This is a genomic window from Dactylosporangium sp. NPDC000555, from assembly GCF_040300025.1.
Classification (GTDB): Bacteria; Actinomycetota; Actinomycetes; order Mycobacteriales; family Micromonosporaceae; genus Dactylosporangium.
Genome location: NZ_JBEPDB010000038.1, coordinates 1 through 15,626 on the forward strand (window position 1 = coordinate 1; position 15,626 = coordinate 15,626).

At 66.5% G+C, this 15,626-nt stretch carries 18 protein-coding genes and 2 pseudogenes; 14 read left to right on the top strand and 6 right to left on the bottom strand.

Going from position 1 to position 15,626, the window contains the following annotated elements:
- Window positions 1–264: hypothetical protein (locus ABT297_RS43190; protein ID WP_502885628.1), on the top strand; the 264-nt coding region annotated here is incomplete at its 5' end.
- 221 nt (window positions 265–485) lie between these two features.
- Here ABT297_RS43190 and ABT297_RS22545 read toward each other — a convergent pair.
- Entirely contained in the window at window positions 486–1,004 is a 519-nt protein-coding gene (locus ABT297_RS22545) for an immunity 21 family protein (RefSeq protein ID WP_350552832.1), read from the bottom strand.
- A 251-nt stretch (window positions 1,005–1,255) separates the two neighbouring features.
- Here ABT297_RS22545 and ybiA point away from each other — a divergent pair, with 251 nt between their 5' ends.
- Both ybiA and ABT297_RS43195 read left to right on the top strand, forming a co-directional pair.
- On the top strand, window positions 1,256–1,744 hold the full coding sequence (ybiA, locus tag ABT297_RS22550; RefSeq protein WP_350552834.1) for a riboflavin biosynthesis intermediates N-glycosidase: 489 nt from the start codon (window positions 1,256–1,258) through the stop codon (window positions 1,742–1,744).
- A 161-nt stretch (window positions 1,745–1,905) separates the two neighbouring features.
- Window positions 1,906–2,172 carry an Imm32 family immunity protein gene (locus ABT297_RS43195; RefSeq protein ID WP_502885629.1) on the top strand — a complete coding sequence of 89 codons (267 nt, stop codon included), beginning with the start codon at window positions 1,906–1,908 and terminating at the stop codon, window positions 2,170–2,172.
- An 89-nt stretch (window positions 2,173–2,261) separates the two neighbouring features.
- On the opposite strand, the gene ABT297_RS22555 is transcribed toward ABT297_RS43195, so the two are convergent.
- The gene (locus ABT297_RS22555; protein WP_350552836.1) at window positions 2,262–2,837 is read right to left on the bottom strand and encodes a hypothetical protein; all 576 of its coding nucleotides are present in this window, start codon (window positions 2,835–2,837) and stop codon (window positions 2,262–2,264) included.
- A 214-nt stretch (window positions 2,838–3,051) separates the two neighbouring features.
- Between ABT297_RS22555 and ABT297_RS22560 the strand changes: the two genes are divergently transcribed.
- The 3 genes from ABT297_RS22560 to ABT297_RS22570 all read left to right on the top strand — a co-directional run bounded on the left by ABT297_RS22560 (window position 3,052) and on the right by ABT297_RS22570 (window position 5,399).
- Window positions 3,052–4,101: a hypothetical protein gene (locus ABT297_RS22560; RefSeq protein WP_350552838.1), complete on the top strand. Its 1,050-nt coding sequence runs from the start codon at window positions 3,052–3,054 to the stop codon at window positions 4,099–4,101.
- 774 nt (window positions 4,102–4,875) lie between these two features.
- On the top strand, window positions 4,876–5,130 hold the full coding sequence (locus ABT297_RS22565; RefSeq protein WP_350552966.1) for a hypothetical protein: 255 nt from the start codon (window positions 4,876–4,878) through the stop codon (window positions 5,128–5,130).
- Complete coding sequence (locus tag ABT297_RS22570; protein ID WP_350552968.1) at window positions 5,127–5,399, top strand: hypothetical protein; 273 nt, start codon at window positions 5,127–5,129, stop codon at window positions 5,397–5,399. Before ABT297_RS22565 ends, ABT297_RS22570 begins: the two co-directional genes overlap by 4 nt.
- Window positions 5,400–5,611: 212 nt before the next feature.
- Here ABT297_RS22570 and ABT297_RS22575 read toward each other — a convergent pair.
- Both ABT297_RS22575 and ABT297_RS22580 read right to left on the bottom strand, forming a co-directional pair.
- Window positions 5,612–6,262 (bottom strand): annotated as a pseudogene (locus tag ABT297_RS22575) (TnsA-like heteromeric transposase endonuclease subunit); the annotation flags it as partial.
- Window positions 6,263–6,268: 6 nt separating this feature from the next.
- Window positions 6,269–6,658 (bottom strand): nuclear transport factor 2 family protein, encoded by a 390-nt coding sequence (locus ABT297_RS22580; protein WP_350552840.1) that lies wholly within the window; start codon window positions 6,656–6,658, stop codon window positions 6,269–6,271.
- A 136-nt stretch (window positions 6,659–6,794) separates the two neighbouring features.
- Here ABT297_RS22580 and ABT297_RS22585 point away from each other — a divergent pair, with 136 nt between their 5' ends.
- The 7 genes and pseudogenes from ABT297_RS22585 (at window position 6,795) to ABT297_RS22615 (ending at window position 13,816) form a co-directional block, all read left to right on the top strand.
- Window positions 6,795–7,448, top strand: coding sequence for an ATP-binding protein (locus ABT297_RS22585; RefSeq protein ID WP_350552842.1), 654 nt, complete (start codon window positions 6,795–6,797; stop codon window positions 7,446–7,448).
- 171 nt (window positions 7,449–7,619) lie between these two features.
- Window positions 7,620–9,431 carry a GmrSD restriction endonuclease domain-containing protein gene (locus ABT297_RS22590; protein ID WP_350552844.1) on the top strand — a complete coding sequence of 604 codons (1,812 nt, stop codon included), beginning with the start codon at window positions 7,620–7,622 and terminating at the stop codon, window positions 9,429–9,431.
- A 2-nt stretch (window positions 9,432–9,433) separates the two neighbouring features.
- Window positions 9,434–10,456: a CBS domain-containing protein gene (locus ABT297_RS22595; protein ID WP_350552963.1), complete on the top strand. Its 1,023-nt coding sequence runs from the start codon at window positions 9,434–9,436 to the stop codon at window positions 10,454–10,456.
- Window positions 10,457–11,717: 1,261 nt separating this feature from the next.
- Window positions 11,718–11,912, top strand: coding sequence for a hypothetical protein (locus tag ABT297_RS22600; protein ID WP_350552846.1), 195 nt, complete (start codon window positions 11,718–11,720; stop codon window positions 11,910–11,912).
- An 847-nt stretch (window positions 11,913–12,759) separates the two neighbouring features.
- A pseudogene (locus tag ABT297_RS22605) lies at window positions 12,760–12,987 on the top strand (helix-turn-helix domain-containing protein); the annotation flags it as partial.
- Between the two features lie 145 nt (window positions 12,988–13,132).
- On the top strand, window positions 13,133–13,456 hold the full coding sequence (locus tag ABT297_RS22610; RefSeq protein WP_502885630.1) for an nSTAND1 domain-containing NTPase: 324 nt from the start codon (window positions 13,133–13,135) through the stop codon (window positions 13,454–13,456).
- A gap of 72 nt (window positions 13,457–13,528) precedes the next feature.
- A complete protein-coding gene (locus ABT297_RS22615; protein ID WP_350552848.1) occupies window positions 13,529–13,816 on the top strand; it encodes a hypothetical protein in 288 nt (95 codons plus the stop codon).
- A gap of 42 nt (window positions 13,817–13,858) precedes the next feature.
- Here ABT297_RS22615 and ABT297_RS22620 read toward each other — a convergent pair whose 3' ends face one another.
- Window positions 13,859–14,272, bottom strand: coding sequence for a transposase (locus ABT297_RS22620; RefSeq protein ID WP_350552850.1), 414 nt, complete (start codon window positions 14,270–14,272; stop codon window positions 13,859–13,861).
- A 165-nt stretch (window positions 14,273–14,437) separates the two neighbouring features.
- Between ABT297_RS22620 and ABT297_RS22625 the strand changes: the two genes are divergently transcribed.
- Complete coding sequence (locus ABT297_RS22625; protein WP_350552851.1) at window positions 14,438–14,902, top strand: chromosome partitioning protein; 465 nt, start codon at window positions 14,438–14,440, stop codon at window positions 14,900–14,902.
- A 324-nt stretch (window positions 14,903–15,226) separates the two neighbouring features.
- Here the strand turns inward: ABT297_RS22625 and ABT297_RS22630 are convergent, their stop codons facing one another.
- Window positions 15,227–15,595: a VOC family protein gene (locus tag ABT297_RS22630; RefSeq protein ID WP_350552853.1), complete on the bottom strand. Its 369-nt coding sequence runs from the start codon at window positions 15,593–15,595 to the stop codon at window positions 15,227–15,229.
- Window positions 15,596–15,626: the final 31 nt, after the last annotated feature.

A 15,626-nucleotide genomic window follows, 5' to 3' on the forward strand; every position in this document is an offset into this window, starting at 1 on the left:
GCCGATCCGGACCCGGTCGGCGGCCTCGGCCGGGTCGAGCTCCGCCCAGGAGGCCGGCATCTGCTCGGCGATGAGCGCGTGCAGTCGCGTGATGCCGTCGAGACCTTCCGGCAGCCGGGCGCGGGCGATGCGCCGCCCGTCATCGTTGAGCAGTTCGACGTCGTGGTGGTCCTCGGCCCAGTCGTCTCCGATCCAGATTATCTCTCACCTCCATTGTGGACAGTTACGTGCTGCAGCAAGGAGGAGACGCCAGCGATCTCATAGTCAAGTGCTCACCGCCTCGAGCCGGGGCACGTCATCCCATCAGCTGTTGCATCTCCTCACGACCAGCGGGCGCACGGTCTGCCGCAAGACCTCAACAGGGTCCGATCCGAAGAGTGCTGACCCGCCAGCCGCTACAGGAGCCATCCTGCATCCGCAGGCTGACAAGAACCTATGAGATCCGGATGTCTGATCAGGTCTGTGTTCATTGCCGGCCGGTCAATTCATGGCGTGGGTTGGAGCTGAACGAGGACCATCCAGTTGTCACCATCGGCGCGGTACGTCGCCCGGACCCGGTATGCGCTCGGCTCCAGATCGACGACGAGGTGGTTGTCCGGCTCCAGCTCCGATCCGGGCCACGCCGAATCGAACAGCACGACTGGCCCGTCCACCACCCAGCGGACATCTTCATCGGCGTCCCACTCCACGCCATCACGTACCGCACGGCGCGCAGCGCTCACCAAGTCGTCTTCCTCGTACGCCGCTGCCCACCGCAGGAACAGCCGTTCCGAGGGCAGGTACGTCGTCTTCGCCGGCTCGTCGCCCAGAACAAGCGCCTGCACCTGACCGATGGCGACCACGCCAATGTAGCCGTCGATCGCGCACGCCCGGCCGTAGTCCCCCCAGTCCTCCACAGGTCCGTCCGTGCTGTCAGCACCGGTCCACAGCGACAGCGCCGATTGCGGAGCGACGAGCAGCGGTCCACCAGCTGACGAAACCCACGTGCACGGCAACGGCTCCACCTCCCGTATCGATCTTGTCAGACCGCGGCAATGCACGGCTGCCCGCCAAGTGGCGGTAGAACGTCATCAACGCCGGAGCCTCGACCGCACGATGCCGCAGCCAGGCGATCAGCAGGTACGGCGGTGACGGCCACCTCGGCAACAGCCGTGCGATGACAGCGGCATGTGCGGATGGCGGTTTGCCAACTCGGTTGCCACTTTGTCGATGTCTGTGGCACGGTGCGGATCCCCGACCCCGATCCGAGGCCCAGGTGACGATCTACTTTTACGGCGCCGACGAGGTTCCGTACGGCTGCTTCTCCAACTTCTCCGCTCACGGCTTCGACCTTGATGGCCGCTGGTGGTCGACCTCCGAGCACTACTTCCAGGCTCAGAAGTTTGCCGGTACCCGCCACGCTGAACTCATCCGGCGGGCGGCGACCCCGCTGCGGGCCGCCGAGTTGGGCCGCGACCGGTCCCGTCCACTGCGCCGCGACTGGGAGCGGGTCAAAGACGACATCATGCGCCGGGGCGTGGCGGCCAAGTTTGCCACCCATGCCGACATCCGTGCCGTCCTGTTGGACACCGGCGATGAGGAACTCGTCGAGGACACCGGCACCGATCACTATTGGGGACGGGGCCGGAGCGGCGCCGGCAAGAACATGCTCGGCCGGATCCTGATGCGCACCCGTACCCAGCTGCGCGCCGACCTCGCCCAGAACGGCCACATCCAAGGCCACCGACATCGACAATCGCGCTGAGCGCGAACGCCTCCAGGTCGAGACGATCGACTCGTAGCATCTCGGCATGTCCGGGAGCTGGGCGGCCAACTCATCGTGACGTTCCGTAGCGAGCTGATTGCGGCCAGATGAGGATGGGTTCGGGCACCGACGCGCCGGACGTGATCCGGCAGACTGCGTTCATGACTGAGAACGTGCTGTCCGTGCCCGCCTACAGCTCTCAGACTGGGGTCATCGCTCCCGTCGAGGGAGGAACAGTCACTATCGAGATCCGGGATGGATCGGTCGAGATATTCGGCGACCCAGCCGGACTTCGTGATCTCGCCCGCTGGTGCCTTGCGCTGTCCGACACACGGGCGCCATCTGGAGCACATGTCCACCTTGACCCCGGAACCATCCCGCTCGCTGTGGAGTCAGTGCCACTGATGCTGGCTCGCCACTCGCGGTAACGCCCCCGAACCCCGACTTGCGGCAGAAGAGCGCGTTGTCTCCTCGGGCGCTGCTGATCGATGTCGTGGCGATCGACGCGCCGGGCCGTCTATCCTCCTGGACGCAACAGCCAGCGTGCGAAACACCCGTCGTCGGGCAGCTCGGTGTACCACCGGACGGCGAGCCGGTACGTGCGATGGCTGGTCTCGATCAACAAGCCGGGGTCGGCCACGGCGGTGGGCCGTCCATGGGCTGGCGGCACCGGACCCGAACTGACCGGCAGCAACGGGTCGGACCCGTCCACCGCGGCGCTGAAGATCGCCAGCTCGCCGCTGTCCACCCGCAGCGTTCCGCCGTCGATGTCCCCGCGATCGGGGTAGTCCAGCGCCTGGGCGACGACACGCCGGTAGTCGGAGCCGGAAGCTTGCACGATCGCCAGCGCGCCGTCGTCGGCCTCGAGCACCTCCATCCAGCTGTCGTCGCGAACCACACCGTCACCACCGACGAGGACCGCCGTTCCCGGCCCAACCGCAATGCTGGTGGCGTCCGGCCCGATGCCGACGATGCGTTCCTCGTACAGGTCCTCGTCGCTGCTGCCGCGCCGCCCCTCGCGAAGGGCGGCGTCCACCGCGAGGAACGGCTCGCCGTTGGTCCACAGCCGTCCGACGTGCACCCATGTTCGCATCCGTTCAGTTTGCACGTCGCCGTCTCGTGATCATGTCCCGACCATGCCCGCGCGCACAGGTCGCTCACTACCTTCAATGCCGTGTGTCTCGCCGGATCGCGGCAGATGAGGATGCTCAACCAATGCCGCGCGAGGTCGCAGGCACGAGGCCGCGGCGCGGCCAGCGGGTTGAGGCGGTGCTTTAGATTGACTTGAGTCGGTACACGGGGGTCACATGACGGTTTTCGGCTGCCGAACCTGCGGAGCCGCGCTGACGGTTCCCGTGTCAAGAGTGGCGCTTCCCGTCCACGCACATCAGAAGTACGGGAACGGGCCGGGTTCACTCGACCCGGTGCTGGAGCCCGGCACATTCGCGGTGGATCCATTGCCGTCCGGTTCGCCGTGGCGCCGGTGGGCCGAGCTCGAAGTCGGTGAGGCCGAGGCACTTGGCTGGTACGCGCCGAGGTTCAGCATCTCCGACGGACCGGCCGGCCAGGTGCTACTCGCCCCGGGGGACGTCCGTGACGCCGTCATCGACCCCGCGCTGGCGGGCGACTCCGCATGCTGCGGCCTCGACGGCGGCGAACCTAACATGGCCTGCATCAGCTGCGGCGCACTGGTAGCCACCCGGATCGACGACTGCGGCCTGCCGCAGGCGGTGTGGCTGGACCCGCTGACGACCCGCGTGATCGAGGACGGTCCCGGCCCGCACCCGGTGCTCGACTGGACGGGCCTGATCGACCAGCGGCCGGGCATCCCGCCGTCCGAACCGGACGGCGGCTGGCACCCGATGTGGGCGGCCGCCGCCGCCTCGGCGTTGGCACATTTGCTGGCCGTATCGGGCGGAGACCCGATCCTGATCCCGGATCACCGCATCGCCGGAATCTTCCGGCCCACTCTCGACCGTCTCATCGGTCCGGTCAGCGCGGCGCCGGAGCACACCCTGGTCCTTGCCGGGCCGGGCCTTCCGGCCGCCGACGGCGACTTCGCCCTCGTCCCCGAACATCCGCAGACCGGCGAACACTGGCCGGTGGCCCAGCCGGTGAAGCCGGTCCCGCTGGCTTGGGACGCCTGGCGGCATCTCGCGTTTCACCGCGACCCGAAGACGGTCAGACGGTCAGTCCCGATCCTGCCGGAGGCCCTGCCGGCACTGCTCCCAGGCTACCGGCTCGAGCCGGACGGCCGGATTTTCCTCAGCGTCCTGGCCCGACTGCCCGAAGTCAGGCAGCCCTGGCTACGCGCCATCTACGACCGAGGCCGCCCCTACAGCTACTACGTCTTCTGACCGGCTGGTTCACTGTCGTTGTCGGCGCCAACGGGCCAAGCATGCCTGCCCCGGCGCGACAATATCGCCCTGCCGATCTACGCAACTCGACTCAGGCGGATGCGCGCTCATCGGCTATGAGCGGAAACGTGGTCAGGTGCTCCGGCGGCGTGTGCGCGCATTCCATGGCTGGCGGTGCGGCCTTGCGGCCCATTGCCGTGGCCTTTGGTGCGCCGACAGCGCTGCCTGGCGTCCGCGGTCGCTGCGCCCCCTTGCTATCCGGCGGTACACAGTGGCGGCATCACCAGACCGGTGACGCGGTCCGCCCCCGCGCGCCGCGTCCGCCGTGTTTGTCCCGTTGTTTGCCCTCAGCGGTACGCTCTCTCGAGACGCACGGTGCCGGCCCCGCGGCCTGGCGGCGACAGGCAGGCGACCGTTGGCTTCGACATGGCTCTGTGGCCGAGCAAGAGATGATTTGAGTTGACAACCGCATTAAGAGCGCGATTCCGGCGGTGTGGCCGGGTTGCGGTTGGTGCCGGATAGCACCCGTCTGTGCCGGTTTTGGGCGGCCCGAAGCCATCACCGCTGCCGCCATGTGGCGGGCAGTGCCAGTCGCTATGCAAGCGGTCGATCACATCGATCACACATTCCGGCGCGGCCAGGCAAGCGGTCTGGGGGCCTGAACCGACTACCGCTGGGTTGAAAAGGATCAGTCACCCCTATTAGCCATCCTGCGAATTTTCGCCCGTACGTGGTGGAAGCCCTGGCTGTCGGCAGGGCTGTCCGATGCACACGGTGGGGGCTGCAGTCTGTGGCCGTTGCGTCGGGCCGGGCGGCTGCAGCCTCGGCGAGACGCTGTTCGCGTTCGCTGTCATCAAGCAACTCATGCAGTTGGGCACCGACCTTGCGGTTGTCGCAGGAAATGCCGGATTTCCTGCGGTACTGCTGGCGGTCGTTCGGCCCGATGCGGGCGACGGCGCGATCGTCTGCAACTGCGACGCGCTGCCGGGGCATCGACTGCCAGTAAGGTCGCCAGGGTGCGAGGAGTGACGCAGCGGATGCTGCGCGAAGCCATTGGCGTGGCACTACGCGACCCGTTCACGCCCGACGTGCTCGACGTGCTCGGCGCGGCCGCCGGGGTGGCCCTGCGGCCGACCGACGCCGGCGCGCGCTCCGCCGCCGCGACTGCCGACGCCCGCACCGAAGCCGCCGCCGATCGGGCGTACACCGCCGAGCCCCGCCTCGACGCCCACCTCGCCAGCGACCGTGCAGATCCCAGCCACCCGAAGACGCCCGCCGGCCGCGGCAGTGGCCGATGAGCGCCATCCGCTGGGTCGGACGCAATCCGGCCACCATCGAGCAGGCCATCCAGATCCTGCTCGTGGAGCTGCACGACGGCGCCCGCCCGATCGACGGTCGAGGCGGCGACGGCGGCCGCGACGTGCGCTGGGACAGCCCGGACGGGCTGGTGGTCAACGCTCAGCCACTGCAACCACAGCAGGTGATAGAGCACCGGCAGCACCGCGAGCGGATCACCGACTCGGTCGGCCGTCTCCATCACGGCCGCCGGGCTCGCGAACGCATCCAGCAGACGATCCGCCAACGCGGGTTGGAAGTTTCGCGGATGTCGATATCCCGCCAGCCAGCGCAGGTTCGCCAGCCATACCGGATCATGCCCGGTCACCAGCCGGTATTCCCATCCCATCTGCTCGCAGGCGGCCTCGGTCGCGGCAAACGCCTCGGCATCCCGCGGCTTGATCCGCCGCGCCGGTCGGCAGTCGATCACCACCGCGCCGTCTACGCGCCGCGCGAAGAAGTCCGGCGCATGTGACCTGCTCCGTCCATCAGCCGGCCAGAAGAGCCAGAACGGTTGCGGAGCAAAACGCGTGACCGTGGCGTCGAAATCCAAGGCCATCGCCTCGTCCCGCTCCAGCCACGACTCGACACCGACGTGACCTCCGCAGGATGCCGACCAATACAGACCCGGATAGTTCCGTTGTCCCTTGTACGACGGAAACGACCGCACCGGCGGCACGCGCTCGAACGCCACCGGGAACGCGTCGGCAAACAGCCGGCGTACTTCCCCGTCGTCAGGATCGATGTAGCCGACCTCGAACTCCAAGGGAACCGAGCGCTGACCGCCCACGACTGACCGAAGTCGCGCGACCACCGTGTCATCCATCGGCTGTCAGGGGTGCAGCGGCGTGCGGCGGGGAATCACCTTGCGATACGCGATGCGCCATCCAGCCGCTTCCCGGCGTACGACGTCCTCGTAGACGACGCTGCCCACGCTGCCGGTGGAGGAGACCCCGATCCCCTTCGACCGCACCCGCACCGTGCCGTCCGGATCTTCGGTCACGCAGATGTTCGTGACGTGATGGCCGACGGGGTTCGCGTCGCCGACCGCCAGGCTGGCTTCGCTGATCGCCTCGTACCCGCGCAACTCGCCGAGCCCGAACGCGGAGACGTCGTAGACGACGTCGGCGCAGAACAGCTCGTCCATCCGTTCAAACTCTCCGCCGTCCATCAAGTGACCGTGCAACGAGATCAGCTCATGCACGGCCAGCCTGTCCTCCACAGAGAACGCCACCCAGCAACTCCCTCAGCTCTGCGGTGGGCAACTTGGACGGCGTCACCAACCGGCCAACGTCGATCTTTCTATCAGATCGGATGGGTCGTTTGTCAGACCAGGCGCAGCCCGCAGGACCAACAGCGTGGTCGAGCGCCTCTTCGGCACGCTGAAGTACGAGCACGTCCTACCGGATGGTGACCTCAGCGTCTCCGATACTGCCTTGATAACGCCGTGCGATGCGGATACACAGGGCCACATGTCCACCCTGCTTGTCATCGCCGGGCCACCCGGAGCCGGGAAGTCGACCGTCAGCTCCATCGCTTCTTCGCGTCTCTCACCAAGCGTCCTGATCCGCGGAGACGCCTTCTTTCGATTCCTGGACCAGGGTGCGCAGAAGCCGTGGCTGCCAGAGGCGAAGGATCAGAACCAGACGGTCATCCGCGCCTCGGGTGCGGCAGCTGGGCAGTTCGCGCGGGGAGGATACGAGTCCGTCTTCGACGGAGTAATGGGGCCATGGTTCCTGCCGACCTTCTTCGAAGCCACAGGACTGAACGAGTTGCACTACGCCGTTCTGCTGCCCTCGGTAGAACGCTGCGTGCAGAACGTCACCACCCGGGAGGGAAACCGTGACGACGAGCCCGGTACGCGGTATATGCACGAACAGTTCGAGCAAGCCCGCATCGACGCCCGGCACCTGATCATCGAGCCAAGGGGGACTCCGGAGGAGGTGGCTACAAGCATCTTGTCTCGCTACCGTCAGGGTGCCTTTGCCTACGGTGCTCGAGACGTCACATAGTCCTTGGCGACCCATCGATGCGACCTCTAGCCTCGGCCCCGTTTAATCACCAGTGAACTATGCGTCACGGGCCTGGATATGAGCATCGGAGGCGGTCTTGACGTGCAGGCGCGTAGATCGATAAGATCCCGGGTCGCGCGTTTGCCGGAATGATCTCAGGGGGAAGCCGCAGTGGCTCTCGACAGTCCGAAGCTGCAGAAGGTCCTGGAGGAGATCGAGACCGGAGTGATCCAACTTCCGGACTTCCAACGTGAGTGGAAGTGGGACGACCAGCGTATCCGTGAGTTGATCGCCACCGTCACCCTCGACTATCCGCTCGGTGTGGTGATGACGCTGGAAACCGGTGGCGCGGCGCCGTTCCGGGCGCGTCCGCTGACCGGAGCGGAGGATGCCCGCACGGTAACGCCGGGTCTATTGCTGCTGGACGGTCAGCAGCGGCTCACCTCGCTCTTCCAGGCACTGCATCTCGACCGCCCAGTCCGGACGGTCGATGACCGCAACAGAGAACTCAACCGGTGGTACTACGTGGACATAAAGAAGGCGGTCAAACCTTCAGCGGATCGAGACGAGGCGATCGTGTCCGTGCCGGAGGACCGGGTGCTGCGGTCAGACTTCGCACGCAAGGTCGACCTGGACCTCCGCAGCACCGAGTTGGAATGCCGTGCCTCACATTTTCCGTTGAGTAAGGTCTTCAATGGTGCCGAGGTGACCCGCTGGCAACGGAAATTCGTGGCCATGGCCGAATCCAACTGGGATCTGTGGGGAGCGTTCGAACAGCAGGTACTCCGTAACATTCAGTCCTTTCAGGTCCCGATGATCAGACTCGGGGCCTCCACCACCAAAGATGCGGTGTGCTCGGTGTTCGAGCGGGTGAATACCGGCGGCGTCCCTCTCAACGTCTTCGAACTGCTGACCGCCACCTATGCCGGCGACCAGGATTACGAGCAAAAGTTCGGGGATTACTACCGTCTGCCGGAAGTGTGGCAGGACATCAAGAAAGGGCTGGCCACCGCCTACCCGGTCTTTGGGCGGATCGAGCAGGGGATCGCGGACGGGCTCAGCAGTAGCGATTTCCTGCAGGCCATCGCGCTGGTGCTTACCTGGGAGCGCAAGCAGGTCACGCGCACGGCAGCAGTCTCCTGCAAGCGGCGCGACCTTCTGGCCCTGCCGCTCGAGGACTTCCGCCGCCTGGCGCCGCGGGTGGCGAGCGCCTTCGAGTGGGTGGGCGAGTTCCTCAGCCAGCAGTACATCGTGCGTGCCAATGACCTGCCCTACCGGACGCAGCTCATCCCGCTGGCCGCCATACGTACAGTGCTCGGTGAGCAGGTCGACGAGCCGGAAATGCTGAAGCGCATCACCCGCTGGTACTGGTGCGGCGTCCTCGGCGAGATGTATGGCAGCGCGACAGAGAGCCGCTTCACCCGCGACGTCGAGCAGCTCATCGCGTGGGCACACGGCGAGGGTGATCAACCGGACACCATCACCGAGGCGGCGTTCCTCGCCGACCGGCTTGACAGTCTGACCACCCGAAACAGTGCCGCCTACAAGGGGATCTACGCACTGCTGATCAAACAGGGGGCGGTGGATTGGTACTACAGCGAGGGCCGGCTCACTCAGGCAACGCTGCTGCAGCACTACGTGGACATCCAGCAGGTCTTCCCGAAGTCATGGTTCGCCCGTCGAAAGGGCGATGACAAGGGCGACAGACGAGCCAATACGATCGTCAACAAGACACCGCTGTCCTACCGAGCCGGCAGAAGCGTAAACGGATCGCCATCCGTCTACCTTACTGTGCTGGCCAAAGAGTCCGGAATGCGCGCTGAGTGGTTCGACGATGTGGTTGCCACCCACCTGATAGACCCTGCGACGATGCGGACTGACGACTTTGAGAGCTTTTATGCCGATAGATCAACACGGCTGCTTAAATTGGTGAACGAGGCCATGGGCAAGATTACCGTCTTCCGCGACATTTCGGACCGGTGACCATGGAGGAGATCCAGCGGCCATCACGGCAGCAACTTCTCGCGCTCAAAGGAACGTCCCTTCAGGTCCCTGCGCTGCTTGCACTTTTCGGCATGCGCCTCCGGAATCACCAGACGGTGCCCGTCATCGCCGAGGCGCTCAGTGAGGTAGGGCTCAACACTGTTCCGTCCTTCACCACTTGTGGCTTCGGGACCGAGGTGTTCGTGGTCGCCGCAGAGTACGACGACTCGCCTGGCGAGACCACGGAGGAAGAGTTCTCGCCCGGAGCCCTGCCGCAACAGTCATTTAAAATCGGCGACATTCCCTCCGCGCGCGGCGGAGTTGACTCGGTCCCGTCGAGCGCGCCACTTAGCCAAGCCACGTACCTGATGAAGCTGAGGAACTACTCCCAACTCCCAGTCATCGACGGCATGTCCGACCTCAGGGGCGTCATCACCTGGAGTTCAATCGCGGCCCGCTACGAGATGGGGGAAATGCCGAGCCTGGCCAGCGCGATGGTGAAGGACTCGTTGCCGGTCGCCGAGGTGCATCAGGAGCTCTTCCCACGCCTGCCGGAGGTGGCTGAATACGGATACCTTCTGGTGCGGAGCAACAGCGGCAGCATCGACGGAATTGTCACTGCGGCGGACATAACCGGTCGGTTTCACGCCATTGCGCGGCCGTTCTTCCTCGTCGGAGAAATCGAGTTCCGGCTACGCCGGTGCCTCGGGGCGAAGCTGACCGGCGACCCCGTTCGAGCTGTCCAGCAGAGAAACCGGCAGACGGGCGACATCTCGGACCTCATGTTCGGCGACTACGTCAAGCTGTTGGACGCGGACCAGAACGATCAACGGCTGCGGGGCCTCGCCGACAGTAACTGGCTGCACCTCGGCTGGACCGGCGTCAACCGGGCGCAGTTCGTCCACCAGCTGAAGCGAGTGAAGTCGATTCGCAATCAGATCGCGCACTTCGACGACACCCCGCTCAGCGAACAGCAACTGGCTGACCTGATCGAGTTCTCCGGCCTGCTCAAGCATCTGATCTGAACACCGCGGACACGAAGAGGCCCGGTCTGTCTGCATCGTGTCCGACAGGTGCGGCCCACCGCTCGCGTACCTGCGCCGAAGCCGCTCGTCGGCCGACATGATCGCCGCATGCAAGCGGGGGCGCCGGCGACGCCGGGTAATGGCGCTTTTCGAAGCGCTGGTGCCGGGGACTGCGCCGTCGGCTCACGCCATGCCACGAGCCCACGTGAAGATTCATCGCGATCGACGAGTCTGCGGGCCCGCGGATTAATCCGCGGGTGCGCACGTCATGGCGACGGACGGCTGCCAGCGAGGTGGGCACCAGTTCGAACACGGTCACATGTTGTGTGCTCGATGTGTGCTCGGCAGTCTTGGCATGATCCGGCACTTCCCGCCACGGGGGAGACCTCGACGGCCTTCTTCAGCCCTCTCCGTGTCGAGCCCGCGGATTAAGAGCGCGATTCTGGCAGTGTGGCCAGATTGCGGTTTGTGTCGTAAGGCACCGCTCTGTGCCGGTTTTGATGGCACCGAAGCCGTCGCTGGTGTCGGGACGTGCCGGGTAGGGCCGGTCTGCATGCGAGCGGTCGATCACACATCGATCACACATTTCGGCGCCGAGCGGCGCGTCCTGGCTGCCCGCCGCCGGTGGCGGTGCGGCCCGGCCGGGTGTGCCCGCCGCACCGGGGGTGCGCGCCGCGACCGGCGGAAGAATCGTACGGGCTAACGGCCGCCAGCGAACACTCCGCCGACAGGGCATCGGCTACGACTACGTGGTGGACGGCGGGGTAGACGAGCGCCTTCATGCTCTGGGCGCGCGGGCTACCTCGGCTGGCGCCCGTGTCGAGCCGAGGGAACCCGCAGCCGAGCGGATGTTCTCGGCGGCGGTCCGGTTGGCTGCCGAGGCCTCGGGCATGGGCTTCTATCCGCATGACGCCGCTGATGTCAATGTCCGAATTGTGTGCACGGGTGTTCGGAGTCCTGTGCACGCGCGGGGCCGAGTGGGGCGGGATCTCAGGGTTGGCGGCCGTGAGATCCCGCTCGGCGTGGAAGTCAGCAGCCGGTTGCTAGGTGGTGCAGCAGTGCATCAAAGCGCGCTTGCCCGCAAGATCTCACCGACAACACGCTGACCCCGCGGACCTTCGATCGCCGTGGCCTCACGGCGTCACTACCTCCGTTGTGAACGTGATGACCTCCCTGACGGACAGGAGACCCGAATGGACCATCGAGAACAAGAAATGCACCGCGCTGACCTCGAGGCCATGACCCGGCCGAGCACATTGCCATGGCCGCCCACCTCCAGGCCCAGGCCCTCGCCTCCACCCACGACGGCCTCGCCATGGCCAACGTGCCGGGCGCCGACGTCCGTCAACGGCAGGCTTACGCCGCGGCCGAACTGGATCGGCAGCAGGCCCTCGTGTACCTCGGCATGGCGCAGGCGAAGAGCCTCGCCGCCATCGAAGCGAGGCTGACCCAGTGACCACTTAGACCAGCGCGGTTCGCGCGCTGGCCGCACTCATCTACGTTCGGCCAGGTCGTACACAGCGCGTCGGTTGCCGCCGCACCCGGCCCCTATGGCCCAGCCGCACCGCCATGGTGGTTGGTGGCTGTGGCTCGGTGGCGCGGGCGCGCACCCGTCCGGACCTGTCCGAGGAATAGCCGGACTCCTTCCGTCGGCTGCTTCGGCCCCGCACGGTGGAACCGGCCGCGGCTCCCCGCCGCGGCGGCAATGCCGAAGGAGGGCGAAGTGCGGGCAAAGTCGAGGTGGTACCGAATGGTGGTCCGCAAGGCCGTGGCGGCGCTGGCCGCGACCGCCGTCGGTGTGATCGGCGGCGCGGGCGTCGCGCACGCCGGCGCCGATGCGGACGCCAAGGACCCGTACGACCCGGCCACAACTGCACCAGTAACGCGTCGGTGGTCGCCAGCGCGCCAGTGGTCAACGGCGCTGGAGCCACGCTGGGCACCGCATACCTGTAGTACAGCTGGAAGCGTGGCACCAACTGGGCGCCGGTCCGGGCGGGCGTCAACTCGAACGGGGTCGGCCAGCTCACGACGAACGTCTTCAGGTCGTACTACTACGAGGAGCAGCGGTACACGTGGGTCGGCAGCTTCGTGGTCGGGTCGCGGAGCTGGAGCGACATGATTTATTCGCCGTCATATTGCGTGACGGCCTGGGTCGCCATCCAGCTCGGCAACGGTGACAACGGCGACGCATACCTGAAAGACCCCACCTGCCCCTGAGTCGTCGAGGCGTCCGGAATCGGACAGCGACCGACACATCCACGTTCGAGGATGGGTCGGTGTCCGAGTCCGAGGCAGTCAACCCGATGCAGGCGCGGACGCCGGAGGAGTTCGCACAGGTTCTGACGCGGCTACGGCTGCGCAGCGGTCTGTCGATCCGCGACGTTACGCGGCTGGTGAACCGGCGCAGCGAGGTTACAGTGTCCTCTTCGACGGTGGGCGGCTGGTTCAGCGGCAGCCACCTGCCGACGCCGAAGCTCGTCAGCGCTGGCGTGTTCGCCGAGGTGCTGCGGGCATGCGGCGTGTCCAACCAGGACCGGGCCGCCGACTGGCTGACCACTCTGGAGGCGGTCTGGGCGCGGCCCGGGCCGCGCCCGGCTGGTCTGCGGGCGCCCTTCCGCGGCCCTGGCGGCCTATCAGCCGGAGGACGCCGATCTTTACCACGGCCGCGGGGCGCTGGTGGCCGAGTTGCTCGACCTGTTCAGCCCTTCCGGCCCGGTCGTCGTGGTGGGCCCGTCTGGGTCCGGCAAGTCGTCGCTGCTGCGAGCGGGCCTCGTTCCGGCGTACTGCGGGGGCATTCGGCCGTACGCGGTCTGCATGCCCGGCGCCGAGCCGGTGGCGCGGCTTGCCGCCGCGCCCGCCGATGTCTCGCTGCTCGTCCCGGATGCTCGGAATCCACATCAAGGTCGCCGTCCAGTGGCAGAAGGCATCAGCCGGAGACTGGACCGCCTACGCCTCCGACGTCAGCCTCCGAAACCAGTCCTGATCAAGCATTTGGGCTAGATTCTGTCTCGTAGAGCGTGGTGGCGATCATGAGCGTGATCGTTGAATGAACCAACCCGAGAGGCACGCATCATGTCGATCCTGAACGCGCTGGGATTCCCCATCCGCCGCCGAGCCCGCACCGAAGCACCGGCCGAAGACGCTGCCCCGAACATCGACGAGTGGATCCGGCAGGAGGCTGCCCGGGACGATGCCGCCCACGTGGTCAACGGCTACCGGCATGGGGACTGGTGCAGCGCCGGCTACATGACGTGCTCTCACGGCGGCTGCACCAAGAAGGCGTGGCCCAGCACGGTCCATACCGATCACGACTGCTGTGGTAGATCGGCGCATCACCGCAGGCAGGTAGAGGTGCGTTAGCGCCGATGACCTAAGTGCTTCGCGCCGTAAGTCTTTCGGGGGTTATGCGGCGAGGGATAGTGCGGCAGGCTGGTGATCGCAGCTGGGAGGATGTTGGGGGCTCGGCTCTTTCTGTTCGTGTCGCTCGATCCGGGCCAACAGGTCCTCGAGGTCGGCCTGGGTGAACTTCCATCGGAACGGCCGGGCGGTCGCGTTGTAGCGCTGCTCGAAGGCGGTGAGCCGGTCTTCGACCTGGTCAAGGCTGGTGAAGTCGTTAGGTGTGAGCACTTTGCGTTGGATAGCCGAAAAGTAGATTTCCACCTGGTTCAACCAGGAAGCGTGCACGGGAGTGTGGACCATGACCGTGTTCGGGAACCGTTTCGCGAGCCGGTCGATCGCGGCTTGACCGCGGTGGGACGAGCCGTTGTCGACGATCCAGAACACCCGCTTCGCCGACGCGTACGGTTCTTGGGTCATGACCTGTTCGGCCAGGGCCGTGAACGGCGCGATGCCGGTTGGGCGCGCAGCGGGAGTGCACGCGGGCCCGGTGGACGTCGTAGGCGGCCAGGTAGGCCAGGGCGCCGCCGCGGTCGTATTCGTGGTTGACCCGCATGGTGCGCGCGGCGCCGGGTGGCAGGGCTTGTGGTGATCGAGGCTGGACTGATCGCGGGGTACGTGGTCGCGTGGGCGGTGCGCAAGGCCCGCCGGGTCGGCGGCCGGCTGGATGCCGAGGTGGACACGGCGATCGACGCGGGCTTGGACAAGCTGCACGAGGTGGTGGCGGCGAAACTCGGCTCGCATCCAGCGTTGGACGATCTGGCCGAAGAAGCCGCCACCGACGAGGGACAGGTCAGCGAGCTGACTCGTCAGCAGGTGGAGCTGGCGGTCACCGCCGCAGCCCGCAAGGACGACACCTTCGCGCAGGCAGTGACCGAGTTGCTGGCCCAGCTGCGGGCGGCCGAACAGGCCGGCGGCGTGTCGGTGGTAGCCGGGGCAGGGGCACGGGTGTTCAACGCGCACACGCACGCCAGCGGTAACGGGATCGCGATCGGGCAGGTCGCCGGCGAATCCGCCAGGACCCGCCGCCGCTCAGGGCGTGGCGGCTAGGCCGGTTTCACACCTGGCCGCTCCGGCGGACCTCTGTGGTGGAGCGCGGCGACCACGCTGCGCCGAGCCGGAGGAGGCGCATCTACGGTGGACGACGACGTGATTGGTTCGCCCTAGCAGGGCAGACACTTGTACTTACGGCGCCAGGACTCAAGATGCCCATTTCAGCGGCGACGTGGGCGATGGGACGTGTCTGGCACCGCTTCCGAGCCGCCTACGGCCCTCGACGCTCAGGGGCGCATTCGCGTGGGGCACTCGTCGTCATCTCGAAGTCAGACAACGGCAGGCGCGACACCTGACGCGCGCCTGCCGCATTGTGGCCTTTCAGTCCCGCGGTGCGACCCGGATACGGTTCCCGTCAGGATCGGCTGCGAGGAAGGTCAGCCCGAACCCCGCATCATGAGGCTCTTGCAGGATCGTGACGCCCTTGGACTGCCACCGCTTGAAGATCGCGTTGACCTCGTCAGGTCGTCCACCGCCGATGGCCAGGCAAACCTCACTGGTACGCGGGACGTCGGGCGACAGATCCTCGAACTGGCCAGACCACAGAGCGAGGTCAGCGCCTGGCCCGAGGTCGAAGGTGATGTATCCCGAAGTCTCGAACGAAGGGCTGATGCCGAGGAGGTCGCCGTAGAAACGAGCTGCGGCGGGAGCGTCGTTCACATAGACGATGGACACGACGGATGTGGTCATGGTTGTTCCTTCTCACAGGTGGTAGGTACGC

What these genes read in the sequence shown, in the direction of transcription:
- ABT297_RS43195 (WP_502885629.1), top strand. Translation starts at nt 1,906, where the DNA reads ATGACTGAGAACGTGCTGTCCGTGCCCGCCTACAGCTCTCAGACTGGG.
- ABT297_RS22555 (WP_350552836.1), bottom strand. Translation starts at nt 2,837, where the DNA reads ATGCGAACATGGGTGCACGTCGGACGGCTGTGGACCAACGGCGAGCCG.
- ABT297_RS22560 (WP_350552838.1), top strand. Translation starts at nt 3,052, where the DNA reads ATGACGGTTTTCGGCTGCCGAACCTGCGGAGCCGCGCTGACGGTTCCC.
- ABT297_RS22595 (WP_350552963.1), top strand. Translation starts at nt 9,434, where the DNA reads ATGGAGGAGATCCAGCGGCCATCACGGCAGCAACTTCTCGCGCTCAAA.
- ABT297_RS22600 (WP_350552846.1), top strand. Translation starts at nt 11,718, where the DNA reads ATGGCCGCCCACCTCCAGGCCCAGGCCCTCGCCTCCACCCACGACGGC.
- ABT297_RS22615 (WP_350552848.1), top strand. Translation starts at nt 13,529, where the DNA reads ATGTCGATCCTGAACGCGCTGGGATTCCCCATCCGCCGCCGAGCCCGC.
- ABT297_RS22620 (WP_350552850.1), bottom strand. Translation starts at nt 14,272, where the DNA reads ATGACCCAAGAACCGTACGCGTCGGCGAAGCGGGTGTTCTGGATCGTC.
- ABT297_RS22630 (WP_350552853.1), bottom strand. Translation starts at nt 15,595, where the DNA reads ATGACCACATCCGTCGTGTCCATCGTCTATGTGAACGACGCTCCCGCC.